General features: G+C 46.8%; 14 protein-coding genes. 1 reads left to right on the top strand and 13 read right to left on the bottom strand.

Translation table 11 applies throughout. From position 1 onward, the window contains the following. Nucleotides 1-29: 29 nt before the first annotated feature. Together relA and rlmD are read right to left on the bottom strand one after the other, a co-directional pair. The gene (relA, locus tag AACV12_RS05730) at nucleotides 30-2,252 is read right to left on the bottom strand and encodes a GTP diphosphokinase (RefSeq protein ID WP_010319794.1); all 2,223 of its coding nucleotides are present in this window, start codon (nucleotides 2,250-2,252) and stop codon (nucleotides 30-32) included. Nucleotides 2,253-2,315: 63 nt separating this feature from the next. Then, nucleotides 2,316-3,638, bottom strand: a complete 1,323-nt coding sequence (gene rlmD, locus AACV12_RS05735) for a 23S rRNA (uracil(1939)-C(5))-methyltransferase RlmD (RefSeq protein ID WP_170900034.1) — start codon at nucleotides 3,636-3,638, stop codon at nucleotides 2,316-2,318. 183 nt (nucleotides 3,639-3,821) lie between these two features. On the opposite strand from rlmD, the gene barA reads away from it, so the two are divergent. Then, nucleotides 3,822-6,602, top strand: coding sequence for a two-component sensor histidine kinase BarA (gene barA, locus AACV12_RS05740; RefSeq protein ID WP_170900035.1), 2,781 nt, complete (start codon nucleotides 3,822-3,824; stop codon nucleotides 6,600-6,602). A 96-nt stretch (nucleotides 6,603-6,698) separates the two neighbouring features. Here barA and acpS read toward each other — a convergent pair whose 3' ends face one another. The 11 genes from acpS to rpoE all read right to left on the bottom strand — a co-directional run bounded on the left by acpS (nucleotide 6,699) and on the right by rpoE (nucleotide 15,842). After that, nucleotides 6,699-7,079: a holo-ACP synthase gene (gene acpS / locus AACV12_RS05745; protein ID WP_170900036.1), complete on the bottom strand. Its 381-nt coding sequence runs from the start codon at nucleotides 7,077-7,079 to the stop codon at nucleotides 6,699-6,701. A gap of 9 nt (nucleotides 7,080-7,088) precedes the next feature. After that, nucleotides 7,089-7,820, bottom strand: coding sequence for a pyridoxine 5'-phosphate synthase (gene pdxJ, locus AACV12_RS05750; protein WP_013856034.1), 732 nt, complete (start codon nucleotides 7,818-7,820; stop codon nucleotides 7,089-7,091). Continuing rightward, nucleotides 7,817-8,545, bottom strand: coding sequence for a DNA repair protein RecO (recO, locus tag AACV12_RS05755; protein WP_026027280.1), 729 nt, complete (start codon nucleotides 8,543-8,545; stop codon nucleotides 7,817-7,819). The genes pdxJ and recO overlap by 4 nt, the downstream gene beginning before the upstream one ends. A 47-nt stretch (nucleotides 8,546-8,592) precedes the next feature. Beyond that, nucleotides 8,593-9,567, bottom strand: a complete 975-nt coding sequence (era, locus tag AACV12_RS05760; RefSeq protein WP_170900037.1) for a GTPase Era — start codon at nucleotides 9,565-9,567, stop codon at nucleotides 8,593-8,595. Beyond that, the gene (gene rnc / locus AACV12_RS05765) at nucleotides 9,560-10,237 is read right to left on the bottom strand and encodes a ribonuclease III (RefSeq protein ID WP_010319803.1); all 678 of its coding nucleotides are present in this window, start codon (nucleotides 10,235-10,237) and stop codon (nucleotides 9,560-9,562) included. The genes era and rnc overlap by 8 nt, the downstream gene beginning before the upstream one ends. Nucleotides 10,238-10,273: 36 nt before the next feature. Continuing rightward, nucleotides 10,274-11,170: a signal peptidase I gene (lepB, locus tag AACV12_RS05770; RefSeq protein ID WP_013856032.1), complete on the bottom strand. Its 897-nt coding sequence runs from the start codon at nucleotides 11,168-11,170 to the stop codon at nucleotides 10,274-10,276. A gap of 91 nt (nucleotides 11,171-11,261) precedes the next feature. Further along, a complete protein-coding gene (gene lepA / locus AACV12_RS05775; protein ID WP_026027281.1) occupies nucleotides 11,262-13,055 on the bottom strand; it encodes a translation elongation factor 4 in 1,794 nt (597 codons plus the stop codon). A 112-nt stretch (nucleotides 13,056-13,167) separates the two neighbouring features. Then, entirely contained in the window at nucleotides 13,168-13,638 is a 471-nt protein-coding gene (locus AACV12_RS05780) for a SoxR reducing system RseC family protein (RefSeq protein WP_017046485.1), read from the bottom strand. Continuing rightward, nucleotides 13,635-14,615: a sigma-E factor regulatory protein RseB gene (gene rseB / locus AACV12_RS05785; protein WP_019283333.1), complete on the bottom strand. Its 981-nt coding sequence runs from the start codon at nucleotides 14,613-14,615 to the stop codon at nucleotides 13,635-13,637. Before rseB ends, AACV12_RS05780 begins: the two co-directional genes overlap by 4 nt. Next, the gene (locus tag AACV12_RS05790) at nucleotides 14,612-15,235 is read right to left on the bottom strand and encodes a sigma-E factor negative regulatory protein (protein ID WP_017046484.1); all 624 of its coding nucleotides are present in this window, start codon (nucleotides 15,233-15,235) and stop codon (nucleotides 14,612-14,614) included. Before AACV12_RS05790 ends, rseB begins: the two co-directional genes overlap by 4 nt. 34 nt (nucleotides 15,236-15,269) lie before the next feature. Then, complete coding sequence (rpoE, locus tag AACV12_RS05795; RefSeq protein WP_026027282.1) at nucleotides 15,270-15,842, bottom strand: RNA polymerase sigma factor RpoE; 573 nt, start codon at nucleotides 15,840-15,842, stop codon at nucleotides 15,270-15,272. Nucleotides 15,843-16,000: the final 158 nt, after the last annotated feature.

The following is a 16,000-nucleotide window of genomic DNA, read 5'->3' on the forward strand; positions in this document are numbered from 1 at the left end:
CCAATAAGAGTGTTACTGTGATATGAAATTTAGCCTAGGCGTTTCACCAACATTACATCTTTGATCTGCTCTACTCGCATTGATACTCGTGACAGCGCTTCGATATTGCTCACTTCAAGATCAAAATCCATGATGATCAACTGTCTTTTGTAGTCGCTACGACTTTTCATGCTGATGACTTTCACTTTCTCATTCGCAAGCAGGGTGGTAATGTCTTTGAGTAACCCACCTCGCTCCATCGCTTCAACGCGCAAAGTCAAAATATAGGTTCCAACAAACCCGCGCCCCCAAACGGTATCAATGATGCGTTCAGGTGCGTGATGGCTCAGCTCTTCTAGCTGTTCACAGTCACTGCGATGGACTGAAATACCACGCCCTTGAGTAATGTAACCTTTGATCTCATCTCCCGGGATAGGTTGGCAACAGCGCGCTAGGTGTGTCATGAGGTTATCTACCCCTTCCACTACAACGGCATCCTTGTGCGCTCGATGTGGCTGAGCTGGACGAGTTTGCGCATCTTGCAATTTTTGCAGTGCTTGTTGATCTTCTTGCTCAGCGGTCGGCTTATTCACCAAAGCATTGATGTGATTGACGATTTGGTTGATTCGCAAATCACCACTGCCAATGCCGACGTACAGCTCGTCAGGCGTATTGACGTTAAAACGTTTGAGCGCGTATTTATCGGCATCTTTTAGCGTAGCACCGATTTTAGCTAATTCTGACTCGAGGATCTCTCGTCCGGCTTCAAGGTTTTTCTCGCGGCCTTGTTTACGGAACCAAGCGTTAATCTTGGCGCGCGCACGGCCTGAATGAACAAACCCCGTTGCTGGATTTAGCCAATCACGCGAAGGATTCGGCTCTTTTTGAGTGATGATTTCGACTTGATCACCCATAGATAATTTATGAGTAAATGGAACAATACGACCCGCGACTTTGGCACCGATGCAGCGATGCCCCACTTCAGAGTGAATATGGTAGGCAAAATCGAGCGGCGTGGCTCCCATGGGTAAATCAACCACATCACCACGAGGTGTAAAGGCGTAAACGCGATCATCAAACACCTGGCTACGCAGCTCGTCGATCATCTCACCCGAATCAGACATCTCTTCTTGCCAATCAAGAAGCTTACGCAACCAAGTAATTTTCTCATCGTAACCGCTGCGGGCAACCGTTGCGCCCTCTTTATATTTCCAGTGCGCAGCAACCCCAAGTTCAGACTCTTCATGCATCTGCTTAGTACGAATTTGAATTTCGATGGTTTTGCCTTCTGGCCCTAAAATCACCGTATGAATGGATTGATAGCCATTCGGTTTCGGATTCGCAACGTAATCATCAAATTCGCTAGGCAGGTGTTTGTATTTGGTATGAACAACGCCCAAGGCGGCGTAACAGTCTTGCAGTTGATCAGCAATAATGCGAACTGCACGCACATCAAACAGTTCATCGAAAGCCAACCCTTTCTTCTGCATTTTGCGCCAGATGCTATAGATGTGTTTCGGACGGCCACTCACTTCGGCATTGATATGAGAAAGCTTCATCTCGGCGCGCAGATCTTCGACAAAATCGTGAATATATTGTTCACGCACGATGCGGCGCTCGGAAAGCTGCTTAGCAATTTGTTTGTAGGTATCGGACTGCTGGTAGCGAAATGCGTAATCTTCAATTTCCCATTTGAGCTGACCAATGCCCAAGCGGTTTGCTAAAGGGGCATAGATATTGGCGCACTCTTTAGCCGCTACACGGCGAATTTCGTCAGGTTCATCTTTTACTTCACGTAAATTACAAATGCGCTCCGCTAATTTGATCACCACGCAACGAAAATCATCTACCATCGCAAGCAGCATGCGGCGAACGTTATCCACCTGCTCTGAAGCTTCACTGCCTTGCAAGGTAACATTTAACTGACCAAGTGCCGCCATCTCTTCGACACCATCAATCAGCTTCACTATGCCTTTACCATAGGTCTCTTCTAATACTTCACGGTCAAAAAGCCCACTACTGACGATAGGAAAGAGCTGAGCCGCGACTAAAGTGGCGCGATCCATCGATAAGGTAATCAGGATTTCGATCATTTCACGGCCGCGCCACAGCAGTAGCGGTCCTTTGGCCTGACCTTCTAATAACGTTTCACACTGACGGTATACGTCCGTCAGTTTAGAAGCTGTGCTTTTATCTTGATGTAAACTCGCAATCCATTTATCTAGCTCAAACTGTTCGTCTGGATTCAAGTGTGCGCTTCGTACCGCAACCATCTGATTCGTCCTAGTTTTATAGTTTGTGGTATTCGACTAACTTCGACTGAGTTAGTTCTCTGTCTACCGACTTTTTACAAATAGCGCCATCGATTCTAAATGACTGGTGTGTGGAAACATATCCAACATGCCAAGTTTTACCAACTTATAACCTTGGCTGAGTAAACTTTGACTGTCTCTTGCCAGTGTTGCCGGGTTACAAGAAACGTACACCACGCGCTGAGCGCCGAGCTTAGCCAATTGGTCGACAATGCCTGCCGCCCCGGCTCGCGCTGGGTCGAGTAGTACTTTAGCAAATTTTTGCTTTGCCCACGCTTGCGTTGACATATCTTGTTCCAAATTTGCTTGGTAGAACGTGATATTGTCGATTTGATTGCGCTGCGCGTTTTGTGTCGCTTGCTCAACCATCTCATCCACACCTTCAATGCCCACCACCGATTGAGCGTATTGGGCCATCGGCAAACTAAAGTTCCCTACGCCACAAAATAGGTCCAACACTCGGTCATCCTCAGTCAAGGCTAACCATTCCAATGCTTGAGCCACCATTTTTTGGTTTACTTGACGATTGACTTGAATAAAGTTGGAGGGCAAAAATTCGATAACTGATCCGGTTTCACAGTAGCTTGCCATCTCTCCGTGAAGACGTTCGAGCTGATCGCTTTCTGGCATCACATACAAAGTGAGATGATGCTGCTGAGCAAACGCCAGCAGCGCCGCGTGATCTTCACTTGGCAGCGGCTGAAGATGGCGCAACACCATCACCGCGCCTTGATCACCCAGCACCAATTCAACATGGCCAATCGCTTGCTGAGATTTAAATTGCGTTAACAGCGCTTGGATAGGTGTAAGTAGCGTGTTGAGTTGTGGTTCTAGCACTGGGCAGTCCGTCACGTTAACGATTTGCTTGCTCTGCTTTTTGCGAAAACCAAATTGCAGCTGTTGCTGCTTTTTGTCCCACAACACGCTGATGCGGGCGCGGCGGCGATAGCCTTTATCGGCGCAACTTATTGCGGAGCTCAATGCCAACGTTTGTCCGGCGAATTTACTCATCAATTGCGAGAGTGTTTGTTCTTTGTGCGCCACTTGCGCACTGTGCTCTAAATGCTGCAGATCGCAACCACCACATTGACCGTAATGGCGACAAAATGGCGTCACGCGTTGTTCACTGGCCGTTAAGACTTTAATCAACTGACCGCGAGAGTATTTACTTTTGCTTTCAGTTAGCTGCATCAGCACTTGCTCACCGGGCAGCGCGCCATCAACAAAAAGCAGTTTATTGTGTTGATAAGCGATACCAGAACCTTGATGATCAAGACGTTCAATCAATACCGTTTGATGTTTTGTTTCTAATTGCGCTTTCTTTTTCGGTTGGAAAAAACGTGCCATGCTCTGTGCCTAAGTAAAATTAAATCGATGTTTTTTGCCCTAGCGTCACTATTTAGTGCGGGGATGATTGTCGAACTTACTCGACTTGATTAAGCTAGCCGTCAATTAAACGATTTTCGTACAGGCTTGCTCATCAAATTGCGGGCTATTTTCCCATATCCACACCACGATGTTTAGACAATAATGACCAGATATGGCTTACGCGCGCGCGTTATTACTTTAACCTTAGCTCCAACCTTAATTATCGGCTTGTTGCTCAGTGCTTTTTTCTCATTCAATCGCTACCATGATCTGGAAAAACAGGTGATCAATGCGGGGGCAAGCATCATTGAGCCCTTGGCCATTGCTAGTGAAGACGCCTTAAAAAACCAAAGCCGTGAGTCGGTGCGCCGAATTATCAGCTACGCGCATCGGAAGAACTCTAAATTTGTCCGCAGTATTGCAGTGTTTGACGCCAACCACGAACTGTTTGTTACCTCGAATTTTCACCCTAACTTTGAAAGCTTAACTTATCCAAAAGATAAGCCCATTCCGATTTTAAGCAGCTCAAATCTCACCGAGAACACTTTAATACTGCGCACGCCAATTTTGGCTGAAAACCGTCTAACCGAAGGCATAAATGCCAATACATCAACGCCTGCGCTCGGCTATATCGCGATTGAGTTGGATCTCTCTTCATTGCGTTTACAACAATATCAAGAGGTCTTTTCCGCCTTTTTAGTGCTTGCGCTTGGGCTAGGTTTATCGGGAATGTTCGCATTCCGACTCCTGCACGATGTGACTCGCCCTATCTCACACATGAAAAACATGGTGGATAGAATTCGTCGCGGCCACCTTGATGTGCGGATCGAAGGCAAAATGCACGGTGAGTTAGATTCGCTCAAAAAAGGGATCAACGCGATGGCGGTATCGCTATCGGAATATCACGTCGAAATGCAGCACAGTATCGACCAAGCCACCTCGGATTTGCGAGAAACCTTAGAGCAGTTGGAAATCCAAAACGTTGAATTGGACATTGCCAAAAAACGCGCCCAAGAAGCCGCGCGCATAAAATCAGAATTTCTTGCCAACATGTCCCATGAGTTGCGTACGCCGCTTAACGGTGTCATTGGCTTCACCCGCCAAATGCTCAAAACCCAGTTGACGAATAGCCAAGCAGATTACTTACAAACCATTGAAAAATCGGCCAATAACTTATTGAACATCATCAATGACATTTTGGATTTCTCCAAGCTAGAAGCCGGTAAGTTAGCGCTGGAAAATATTCCGTTCGAATTTCAAGAAAGTTTGGAAGAGGTGGTTAACCTCCAAGCGACCAGTGCTCATGAAAAAGGCTTGGAAATTACTCTTAAAGTGGATCAAAAAATCCCAGCAGGCTTGGTAGGTGACCCACTTCGTATCCAACAAGTGTTGACCAACCTTGTCGGTAACTCGATTAAGTTCACCGAACGTGGCAACATCGACATCAGTGTTGAATTGCGCTCACAACGCGACAATGTGGTTGAGCTGCAATTTATGGTGCGCGACACCGGCATTGGTATTTCAGAGCGCCAACAAGCACAGCTGTTCCAAGCCTTTAGCCAAGCCGATGCCAGTATTTCTCGTCGCTACGGCGGCACTGGACTTGGTTTGGTTATTACTCAGAAATTGGTCAGCCACATGGGCGGAGAAATTAGCCTCACCAGCCGCCTTCACCAAGGTTCCACCTTCTGGTTTACGCTGCGTCTTAATACCACTGAAATGCCGATGAGCGACTGGCTTGATCCACATATTTTGAGCAATAAACAGCTGTTGCTCGTTGAACCCAATATGCAAGCCGCCTCCATCATTCAGCAAATGTTGGTGCAGGCAGGGTTGAGCGTCACATATCGAGCGGTAATGCCAGAAGAAACGGATCGCTTCGATTATGTATTACTCAATTTAGCCCCAAGTAGAGAGACTGATTTAGATTTGGTTGAGCAGTGGGTCACAAAGGCTATTCAGCTTGCCGACAACGTGATTATCGGTACACCAAGTACCGAGCTCGCACTATCCGATTATTTAATGCAGCATCATCCAGTACAGTGCATTACCAAGCCACTGTCGCGTAAAAAATTGCTGCAACTGTTAATCGCGCACCAACCGGTACAGCCTGCCATTCAAGATCTACCGATAACACTCGATACACTACCCCTGAAAGTAATGGCGGTGGATGATAACCCTGCCAACCTCAAACTGATCATGGCCCTGCTGCAAGAACGTGTTGAAACCGTCATCGCTTGTACGAATGGGCAAGAAGCGGTCGAACAAGCAAGCCGCCAGAAATTTGATATGATTTTGATGGACATCCAAATGCCACAGATGGATGGGGTCACTGCTTGCCAGGAAATTAAGAAAACGGTACTCAATCACCAAACGCCCGTGATTGCGGTAACGGCTCATGCAATGATCGGAGAGCGCGATCGTCTGCTGAAAGAAGGAATGGATGATTACCTCACTAAGCCGATTGAAGAGCACATCTTGCAGCAAGTGTTAGCACACTGGAACCCCTACGCCAACCGTAAACAGTTGGAGAAATTACAACTCACAGAACAAGTTATACCGTCGCCGTCACAGGAAGCTGAGCAGCCTAATCACACCATTATCATTGACTGGCAAAATGCTCTCAAACAATCAGCCAACAAGGAAGATTTGGCCAAAGAGCTGCTACAGATGCTAGTTGATTCTATTCCACAGGTGAGCCAAGTCGTCAGTATGGCGTTGGAAGATGATGAATACTCTACTCAAGATCTACTGCACCATATTCATAAACTGCACGGCAGTTGCTCATACAGTGGCGTACCCCGCTTGAAAAAAGTGTGCGCGGCGCTCGAACAGGCATTGCGCTCCGGCAAATCCATCAGCGATGTCGAACCGGAATTATTTGAGTTACAAGATGAGATGGACAAAGTGATCGCTACCGCTAAACCGTATTTAAGCGAATGAGCAATTTAACCGAAGAGACAATTTAACCGAATGAAAAAAGGGGCTTGCCGCGCAGTTGCCATGTTTGCTTATCAGCAAGCAGAGAAGATTGACAGATTAAGACTCTAAAATCACCGTCGCCACCGCATAATGACGCTCATCAGAAATGGTTAGGTGAATGTGATTCACACCGGCTGTGGCAGCCAACTGCTTAGCCTTACCTGATAGTGTTAGCACGGGTTTTCCGTTGGCGTCGTTGGTGACGGTAAAATCCTGAAAGCTAACGCCATGCGCAATACCCGTACCAAGCGCTTTAGATGCCGCTTCTTTAGCGGCAAAACGTTTCGCTAAATAGCGCCCTTTTTTCTTGAGCGAATAGAACACCGCCAATTCATCTTGGGTTAGCACCCGCTCGGCAAAAGCATCGCCACTGCGTGACAATGCTTTTTCTATGCGTTCAATTTCCGCAATATCAGTCCCTAAGCCGATAATCGCCATCGGTAGACCTTATTTGCGAGCCGCTTGCATGATGGCTTTCATATCGGCGACCGACTTCTCCAAACCATCAAATACAGCACGCCCGATAATCGAGTGCCCAATGTTGAGTTCGTAAATTTCAGGCAGTGCAGCAATGGCAGCTACGTTGTGGTAAGTCAAACCGTGACCAGCGTTCACCGTAATGCCCAAATCACTTGCATAACTCGCAGCCGCCGCAATTTTCTTTAACTCATCTTGCTGATCCGCTTCGGTTGTTGCATCGGCGTAATGACCAGTATGCAATTCAATAAACGGTGCACCGCAAGTTTTAGCTGCGTTAATCTGCTCACGATCAGCATCAATAAACAGAGAGACTTTGATGCCTGCAGCGGTCAGTTTTTCGGTTGCCGCTTTCACTTTGTCAAGCTGTCCTAATACGTCCAGCCCACCTTCCGTCGTTAGTTCTTCACGCTTTTCAGGCACTAAACACACAAATTCAGGCTGAGTTTGCAGAGCAATATCAATCATTTCGTCGGTAACGGCCATCTCAAGGTTCATTCGAGTTTGCAACGTCTCGCGTAAAATACGCACATCGCGATCCTTGATATGGCGTCGGTCTTCACGTAGGTGAATGGTAATGCCATCGGCTCCGGCACGCTCTGCCATTTCAGCAGCATGCACGGGATCTGGGTATTTGGTACCGCGGGCATTTCGTAACGTGGCGATGTGATCGATATTAACGCCTAAGTAAATTGCGCTCATTTTCCTATACTCCGTACTCTGGAAAAACTAGACATGGGCAGGAAAAGCTCCCTGCTTTTTAAAGGTTTGCCGCCAAGATACGGCTTTAACGCTATGCGTGTAAAGCGTTTTGCCGCTTGAAGCTGCTCTTTACTGACAAAGCGCCGCTCACTAATGGCAATCAACTCATCGCCCATAAACGTGAGGTTATCGCGCCTGACAGAAGCGATAAAACCTTTTTGCTCACGATAGCGATAAGTCATGCGAGGATCGATGGCTTCTCCCGTTCCGGCGCAATGCAAGAAATCAACGCCATAACCCATTGAAGCTAGCAACGCGAGTTCAAAACGGCGCAGTGCTGGTTCTGGATTTTCACACTGAGCTAACTCGGTGAGTGCATGCAGATAATCATGGAACAGACCTGGGCAAGGCACTTCTTGCGCAAGCACGCGGCCAATCAGCTCATTGACGTACATGGCAGAATAGAGATGAATACCACTGAGTGGTAAGCCAAGGCTAATCGGTTCAGCTTGGCGCAAGGTTTTCATTGAACCGTTGCCTGACCATTTGAGCAATAAGGGGGTAAAAGGTTGCAGTGCACCTTTTAAGTTCGATCGTTTACTGCGTGCGCCTTTGGACATTAAGGTGACGCGGCCATACTCCTCGCTAAACACATCAAGGATTAGGCTCGACTCGCTATAAGGACGTCGATGAAGGACAAAACAGCGCTGTAAACCGTCTGACATATCAGCACTCAAAGGTGAGCGATGTTCTCACCCACCTCGAATAGAGGTTATAGATCGTCAATATAACCAAGGCTACGAAGGGCACGTTCATCATCTGCCCACCCGGATTTCACTTTCACCCAAGTTTCTAGGTAAACCTTGCGACCAAACAGCTCTTCCATATCTAAACGCGCTTCACGGCCGATGGTTTTGATTTTTTCACCACCTTTGCCGATCACCATTTTTTTCTGACCGCTGCGTTCAACGAGGATCAACGCGTTAATATGAAAACCATCGGTTTCAGGGTTATAGTCAAAACGTTCAATTTCAACGGTTACTGAATACGGCAGCTCTTCACCAGTAAAGCGCATCAGTTTTTCACGCACAATCTCGGAAGCCATGAAGCGCTGTGAACGATCAGTCACATACTCTTCAGGGAAGTGATGCGTGGCTTGAGGTAAATGCTCACGCACATGTTTACGCAATACATCGACGTTTTTGCCATGTTTTGCCGCAATCGGCACGACATCAACAAATTCCATCTTCTTCGATAGCTCTAGCATATGCATCATTACATCGTTACGATCTTTCACGTTATCGACTTTATTGACACACAACACTACAGGGAAGTTAGCATTACGTAGTTTGTTGAGCACCATTTCATCATCGGCGGTCCACTGAGTGCCATCGACTAAGAACAGCACTAAGTTAACATCACTGAGTGAACTACTTGCCGCACGGTTCATCAAGCGGTTAATCGCACGCTTTTCTTCGATGTGTAACCCCGGAGTATCAACGTAAATCGCTTGGTACGCCCCCTCCGTATCGACACCCATAATGCGGTGACGAGTGGTTTGAGGCTTGCGCGATGTGATGGATATCTTTTGTCCCAGTAAGTTATTCAGCAGGGTTGATTTCCCGACATTGGGGCGACCCACAATGGCGATAAAACCACAGTGCTGCTCACCACTTTCCGGAGTTGCTTCATTGCTGTTGGTGTTTGATGCGAAGTACGCATCCAAATCAAATTCGTTATCAGCCATTTGTCAGTTGCTCTAGTGCAATTTCAGCCGCCGATTGTTCAGCTTTACGACGACTGGTGCCTTTACCAATTACAGGCGTTCCCATTCCTGCTACATCACACGATACCGTAAACTCTTGGTTGTGTGCTTCACCTTTAATATTAGTCACTGTGTAGATAGGCAGTTGCTTTCTTCTACCTTGCAGAAACTCTTGTAGGCGAGTTTTTGGGTCTTTTTGCGATACGCCCGGCTCAATGGCGTCAAGGCGCTCTTGATACCAGCTCAAAATAATACGTCGTACTACTTCGGTATCGCTGTCTAAATAAATCGCACCAATGATGGCTTCTACGGCATCAGCAAGGATTGAATCACGGCGGAAACCACCACTTTTCAACTCACCTGGACCTAATTTTAAGTAATCTCCTAGGCAAAATTCTCTGCCCAGTTCAGCCAATGTATGACCACGCACAAGCGTAGCGCGCATACGACTCATATCCCCTTCGTTAATTTTAGGGAAACGGTGGTACAGCTCATCAGCGATGACAAAACTTAAAATTGAATCGCCCAGAAACTCAAGACGTTCATTGTGCTTACCATTTGCACTGCGATGTGTCAGTGCTAAGGAAATAAACTCGGGATCATTAAATGAATAACCGAGTTTAGTTTCTAATTTACTAATTGGAGAATTCATGCTCTCTCGATGTAGTGATGGCTAGCCAAAGCTAGCCTAGTTAATGCCACCAATGCGGTTAAAACGCACACCAGTTGGGATCCACGAAGGTAAAACGCTATCGGCACCACGTTCAAATTCAAAACTTATCCAAATACCGACCGCTTTACCGACTAAGTTTGCTTCTGGAACAAAGCCCCAGTAACGGCTATCAGCACTGTTGTCACGGTTATCACCCATCACAAAATACTGACCTTGAGGAACAACCCATTCATTAACGCCATGGCGTGGCTGATAAGCATCAACACGATCACGACGCAATGGATTGATCAAAATCTGGTGTTCAACCTGACCTAACTTTTCATTCACTTGAATTAAAGGGATGCCATTTTGGTTGAACTCACTCTCTTCAACATTGGACAGTTTGACCTGTTTACATTCTGTTGAACCTTGAGCTTGAATACAAATCTCTTTGTTGCTGCTATAACGAACTGTGTCGCCCGGCATGCCAACCACGCGCTTGATGTAGTCAATGCTTGGTTGCGGCGGGTATTTAAAGACCACGACATCACCACGCTCTGGTTTACCAGTTTCGACCAGTTGAGTACGCCATACTGGGTCTTTCAAACCGTAAGCGTATTTCTCAACTAAGATGAAGTCGCCCACCAGCAACGTTGGCATCATTGAGCCAGATGGAATCTGAAAAGGTTCGTACACAAAAGAGCGTAGCACCAGCACAAAAGCAATCACAGGGAAGATGGAAACACTGTTTTCAATCCACCAAGGTTGCGCGGAAATTTTGGCGCTGAGTTTGTCATCCAAGCCGTTGGTTTGCGCTTCAATAGCGGCCATCTTCTGTTGACGTTTTTTCGCCCACACCAACTTCTCCAGCACCCAAACTATGCCGGTCACTAATGTGACGATCACCAAGATGAGTGAAAATGTATTCGCCATGGAGTTCCCTTATCTAAAAATACGAAAGTGAAAGAGCCGAAACTCTTTCACTTAAATGGTGACTGCTGCATGCATAAGAACAAAGCAATGCTTAATCTTTACCTACGTGCAAAATGGCAAGGAAGGCTTCTTGTGGCAACTCAACATTACCAATTTGCTTCATGCGCTTCTTACCTTCTTTCTGCTTCTTAAGCAGTTTCTTCTTACGGCTAATATCGCCACCGTAACATTTCGCCAGTACGTTTTTACGCAGCTGCTTCACGGTTGAACGAGCAATAATGTGGTTACCGATCGCCGCTTGAATCGCGATATCAAACATTTGGCGAGGGATAAACTCTTTCATTTTCTCAACCACTTGACGACCGCGCGTTTGCGAATTGTCTTTGTGAGTGATGATGGCTAGCGCATCCACTTTGTCACCATTTAGCAAGATATCCACACGGACCATGCTTGAAGCTTCAAAGCGTTGGAAACCATAATCAAGTGATGCATAACCACGAGAAGTTGACTTCAAGCGGTCAAAGAAATCAAGCACCACTTCGGCCATCGGCACATCATAAGTCAAGGCTACTTGGTTACCGTGATAGACCATATCAACCTGCACGCCACGTTTTTCAACGCACAACATAATGACGTTACCCAAATATTCAGAAGGGGTCAAAATGTTACAACGCGCAATCGGTTCACGAATCTCTTCAATGTCGTTCACCGCAGGCAATTTAGCAGGGCTATCAACATAAAGCATCGTGCCATCGGTCTTCTTCACTTCATAGACTACCGTTGGCGCAGTGGTGATAAGGTCAAGATCGTATTCGCGCTCTAAACGCTCTTGAATAATCTCCATGTGGAGCATACCCAAGAAACCACAACGGAAACCAAAACCAAGGGCGGCCGAACTTTCTGGCTCATAGAATAACGAGGCATCGTTTAGGCTCAGTTTACCTAACGCATCACGAAAGTTTTCGTAATCATCAGAAGAGACAGGGAAAAGCCCCGCATACACCTGCGGTTTCACTTTTTTAAAGCCTGGCAATGCTTTTTCACACGGATCTTTCGCGCTGGTCAGAGTATCACCTACAGGAGCGCCGAGAATGTCTTTAATACCACAAACCACCCAGCCCACTTCACCAGTGTTCAACATGGTTTTGTCGACTTGTTTTGGCGTAAAAATACCTAAACGGTCAATACCCCAAGTTTGGCCTGTGCTCATCACTTTAATCTTGTCATTTTTCTTCAGCGCACCATTTTTCACTCGCACTAAAGAGACAACACCTAAGTAGTTATCAAACCAAGAATCGATGATTAACGCTTGCAGCGGCGCAGCAGGATCGCCCTCAGGAGCCGGAATACCAGAAACGATTTTTTCTAGCACTTCATCCACGCCAAGGCCTGTTTTCGCAGAGCAGCGCACTGCGTCAATAGCATCAATGCCGACGATATCTTCAATTTCTTCCGCTACGCGTTCAGGCTCTGCGGCTGGCAAATCAATCTTATTTAGGATTGGGACAACTTCAAGGTCCATTTCAATGGCGGTATAGCAGTTAGCCAATGTTTGCGCTTCAACGCCTTGACCAGCATCCACCACCAATAGAGCACCTTCACAGGCGGCTAAAGAACGGGAAACTTCATAAGAAAAGTCAACGTGTCCAGGAGTATCGATAAAGTTGAGCTGGTATGTCTCGCCATCGTTTGCTTTGTAATCGAGCGTCACACTCTGTGCTTTGATGGTGATGCCACGCTCACGCTCAAGGTCCATAGAGTCTAGAACTTGAGATTCCATTTCACGATCACTTAATCCACCACAAACTTGGATCAAACGGTCAGATAGGGTCGACTTACCATGGTCGATGTGGGCGATAATCGAAAAGTTACGAATGTGCTTCATAGATTTGGGATGACTAAACTCTTGAAAAAAGGGACATAAGAAAGCCACATCAAGCGGCGTTTCCATAAAGTTGGCCGATTCTACCCAATTTCGGTAGGGTTCGCATCATAAATTAGGCGATAGGTTCACCAAGGACTCGGACCAAAACCACCTCTTGCTGCGATCGTTTTTCAAGAACCACAGAGCAACGTTTGGCAATTCCGATCCCCAGCGCGATAAAAACAGCGGCCGTGATGATCACGATGCCCTCACCTAAACCGAGCCAAGGGGCCAAGAGGCTCTCACCCAGCCAAGCGCCGAACATCATCATAAAAAGCGGCACCAAATACACTAAGGCTGCCGATTGAAGCAAGCTTTTTTCGGGGAAACCGATTTCAACCGTCTGGCCTTGCTTCACTGGTTTTTTCGTATCGAGTTGCCATAACAGCGCTTTGTTACCAATCGCTTTCGATACGATCCCAGTACCACAGCTTTTGGAGGACGAACAACTGCTGCAACTTGTCTGCTGCTGACAACTGAGTTCAACGTGAAACCCTTTAGCATCAGGTTGAACAGCGGTGACTGTTGCTAACGCCGTCATCATGGTTTGGTTGCCTCTGTTGAGGGCACCGCAGGCTGGACAAACGTCACCGATTGAGCAATGCGCTGCGCCGTTGCCGGTGGAATATCACCGACCACTGAGATTTCATTGTTTCCTTTCACCACACTATGCAAGGTACGGCGGCCTTGACGAACCAGTTGGCCTTTCAGCGAATGGTTGTCACTATCGGAAATATAGACAGAAAAACTAAATAGCCCATCACTGAACATCTGGCTCTCTACCAAACGCTCAGTAATCGCCATGCGGTAACGGTTAAGCTCTTTGGGTTCAAAGCCTTCAGGTTTCCAACTCACTTGCCAAAAACTTTCCGTAAGGTTGCCTTTCGGTAACGTTAATACCTCGGGTAACTCAACGTCATTTAGCCCTTGCATCGCCTGCGCTAATTTGTCGCTAATGGCATAAGAGATAGTGCGATATTGCTCAAGCACCTCGCCGTCGCGATCGACTAAATCAGCTCGCAATGGCAAGTTACTGGTTTCATCTACCCACAAAATATAGGAATAGCGTAAGCCATCTTTCGGCACCACTCGTACCACTTGGCAAGCCGTACCCGCTTCACGTGCACGGCCAACTTTGACGAAATCGTAGTAACGGCCTAATTCAGTGACATTGCTGGTTAGCATCGGAATCGTCGGCGCAACCATAGTGCTTGACTCAATGGTGAACGGTTCTACCCCAGGTTCAATGTAACTCACTTCATTGCCACGGCGAATCACTTCACGGATCGGGCCGCTGAGATAAACGAGATGCGCAAATTGCTGATCGCCTTGACTTGCATGACGATACAGCAGTGGATCGATGCTGTTTTTCTTAATCAGAATGTAAGACAGCTCATAATTTAAATGCTGACTGGCCTCGTTCATTTGAAGCAACAAAGCCTCTGCAGGTTGGTCTTCTGCAAAGGCTAATGTAGAGTTCAAACTGAACAGCGCCAGTGCACTGATCAGGAATTTATTCATTCAACTACCGATTCAAGTACATCGTTATGTGGGCTTGCACTTTCACTGTTCAGGCGAAGTTGCAGCTCGTAGTCTTGCAATAATGCGTTTACGCGGCGACGTTGTTCTTGCACGCGGCTTTCGCTGGTTTGGCGCTCTACTGAATCACGCGTTAAACTAACTGGCTCTGCGCTGCCAGCCAACGGAATGGTTTGCAGTACGGGTAATTGGTCGTTTTGATTCACTCCTGAATCACGGCCACCGTATTGTTGAACACCTAAAATCACCACAAACGACACACACGCAGCAACCGCAACCTGGCCAAATTGGGAAAGCCAAGCCGGTAACTGCCGACGAGCTTGAGCTGGCGTCGGCTGAGACTCACGGCTTGCATCACGAAAATCAATAACCGAAGCAGATTGTAAACGACTGTGTGCGGGCTCGTCATCCAATGCTAATGCAACGCTCTGTGCAATATCCCACTCAGCTCGGACTGGGGCATCTCCACGCATCACATCACCAACCAAATGGTAATTTTTCCACGTTTGCAAACTTTCTTGGTCGAGCTCTAATTCTTGAATGAGCGCTTTATCGACCATTTCCCCATCCATGAGTGCTGAAAGTCTTTCTTTGTCAGCCATTATTTATTCACCATTTTCGTTACCAGTTTGAGCGCTATAAAAGAGGTTTAATTTTCTTTTCTACCGCTTCACGAGCACGGAAGATGCGAGAACGCACCGTTCCTACAGGACAATCCATGACTTCTGCTATTTCCTCGTAACTTAAACCATCCAGTTCACGCAAGGTCATCGCAGTTTTCAAATCTTCAGGCAACGCTTCTATCGCACCAAAAACGACCCGCTGCAATTCTTTCGACAACGTAATGTTCTCAGGGTTCGATATTTCTTTTAATGCGTTGCCACTTTCGTAATATTCAGCATCTTCAGCATCAACATCGCTAGCGGGCGGTCTACGACTTTGGGCTACAATGTGATTCTTAGCGGTATTAACAGCAATACGGTATAGCCAAGTGTAAAAGGCACTCTCTCCGCGAAAACTTGGGATAGCCCGATACGCTTTGATGAACGCTTCTTGTGCGACATCGGCTACATCTCCGGAATTGCTCACATACCGAGAAATAAGGTTGCAGACTTTATTTTGGTACCTTAAAACCAAAAGGTTAAATGCTTGCTTATCTCCACTCTGAACTCGCTCAATCAATACTTGATCGGTCAGCTGCTCGTTCATTCGAGCCTGTACTCCTATTGTTATTCCCCTTACCTTCTCAGATATGGGCATTCATTATGCAAAATGTAGTATTGACACCACCGCTTACATGAGCACTATTGTGACTCAAGGGAGAATAGAAAGTTCCATTCTGTCTAAAAATATTTGCCAAGCATTAT

The organism is Vibrio sp. 2-2(8) (assembly GCF_963888495.1).
GTDB lineage: Bacteria > Pseudomonadota > Gammaproteobacteria > Enterobacterales > Vibrionaceae > Vibrio > Vibrio anguillarum.

Excerpts from the sequence above, each read along its gene's own strand:
- relA (WP_010319794.1), bottom strand. The coding sequence starts at position 2,252 with ATGGTTGCGGTACGAAGCGCACACTTGAATCCAGACGAACAGTTTGAG.
- rlmD (WP_170900034.1), bottom strand. The coding sequence starts at position 3,638 with ATGGCACGTTTTTTCCAACCGAAAAAGAAAGCGCAATTAGAAACAAAA.
- barA (WP_170900035.1), top strand. The coding sequence starts at position 3,822 with ATGACCAGATATGGCTTACGCGCGCGCGTTATTACTTTAACCTTAGCT.
- acpS (WP_170900036.1), bottom strand. The coding sequence starts at position 7,079 with ATGGCGATTATCGGCTTAGGGACTGATATTGCGGAAATTGAACGCATA.
- pdxJ (WP_013856034.1), bottom strand. The coding sequence starts at position 7,820 with ATGAGCGCAATTTACTTAGGCGTTAATATCGATCACATCGCCACGTTA.
- recO (WP_026027280.1), bottom strand. The coding sequence starts at position 8,545 with ATGTCAGACGGTTTACAGCGCTGTTTTGTCCTTCATCGACGTCCTTAT.
- era (WP_170900037.1), bottom strand. The coding sequence starts at position 9,567 with ATGGCTGATAACGAATTTGATTTGGATGCGTACTTCGCATCAAACACC.
- rnc (WP_010319803.1), bottom strand. The coding sequence starts at position 10,237 with ATGAATTCTCCAATTAGTAAATTAGAAACTAAACTCGGTTATTCATTT.
- lepB (WP_013856032.1), bottom strand. The coding sequence starts at position 11,170 with ATGGCGAATACATTTTCACTCATCTTGGTGATCGTCACATTAGTGACC.
- lepA (WP_026027281.1), bottom strand. The coding sequence starts at position 13,055 with ATGAAGCACATTCGTAACTTTTCGATTATCGCCCACATCGACCATGGT.
- AACV12_RS05780 (WP_017046485.1), bottom strand. The coding sequence starts at position 13,638 with ATGATGACGGCGTTAGCAACAGTCACCGCTGTTCAACCTGATGCTAAA.
- rseB (WP_019283333.1), bottom strand. The coding sequence starts at position 14,615 with ATGAATAAATTCCTGATCAGTGCACTGGCGCTGTTCAGTTTGAACTCT.
- AACV12_RS05790 (WP_017046484.1), bottom strand. The coding sequence starts at position 15,235 with ATGGCTGACAAAGAAAGACTTTCAGCACTCATGGATGGGGAAATGGTC.
- rpoE (WP_026027282.1), bottom strand. The coding sequence starts at position 15,842 with ATGAACGAGCAGCTGACCGATCAAGTATTGATTGAGCGAGTTCAGAGT.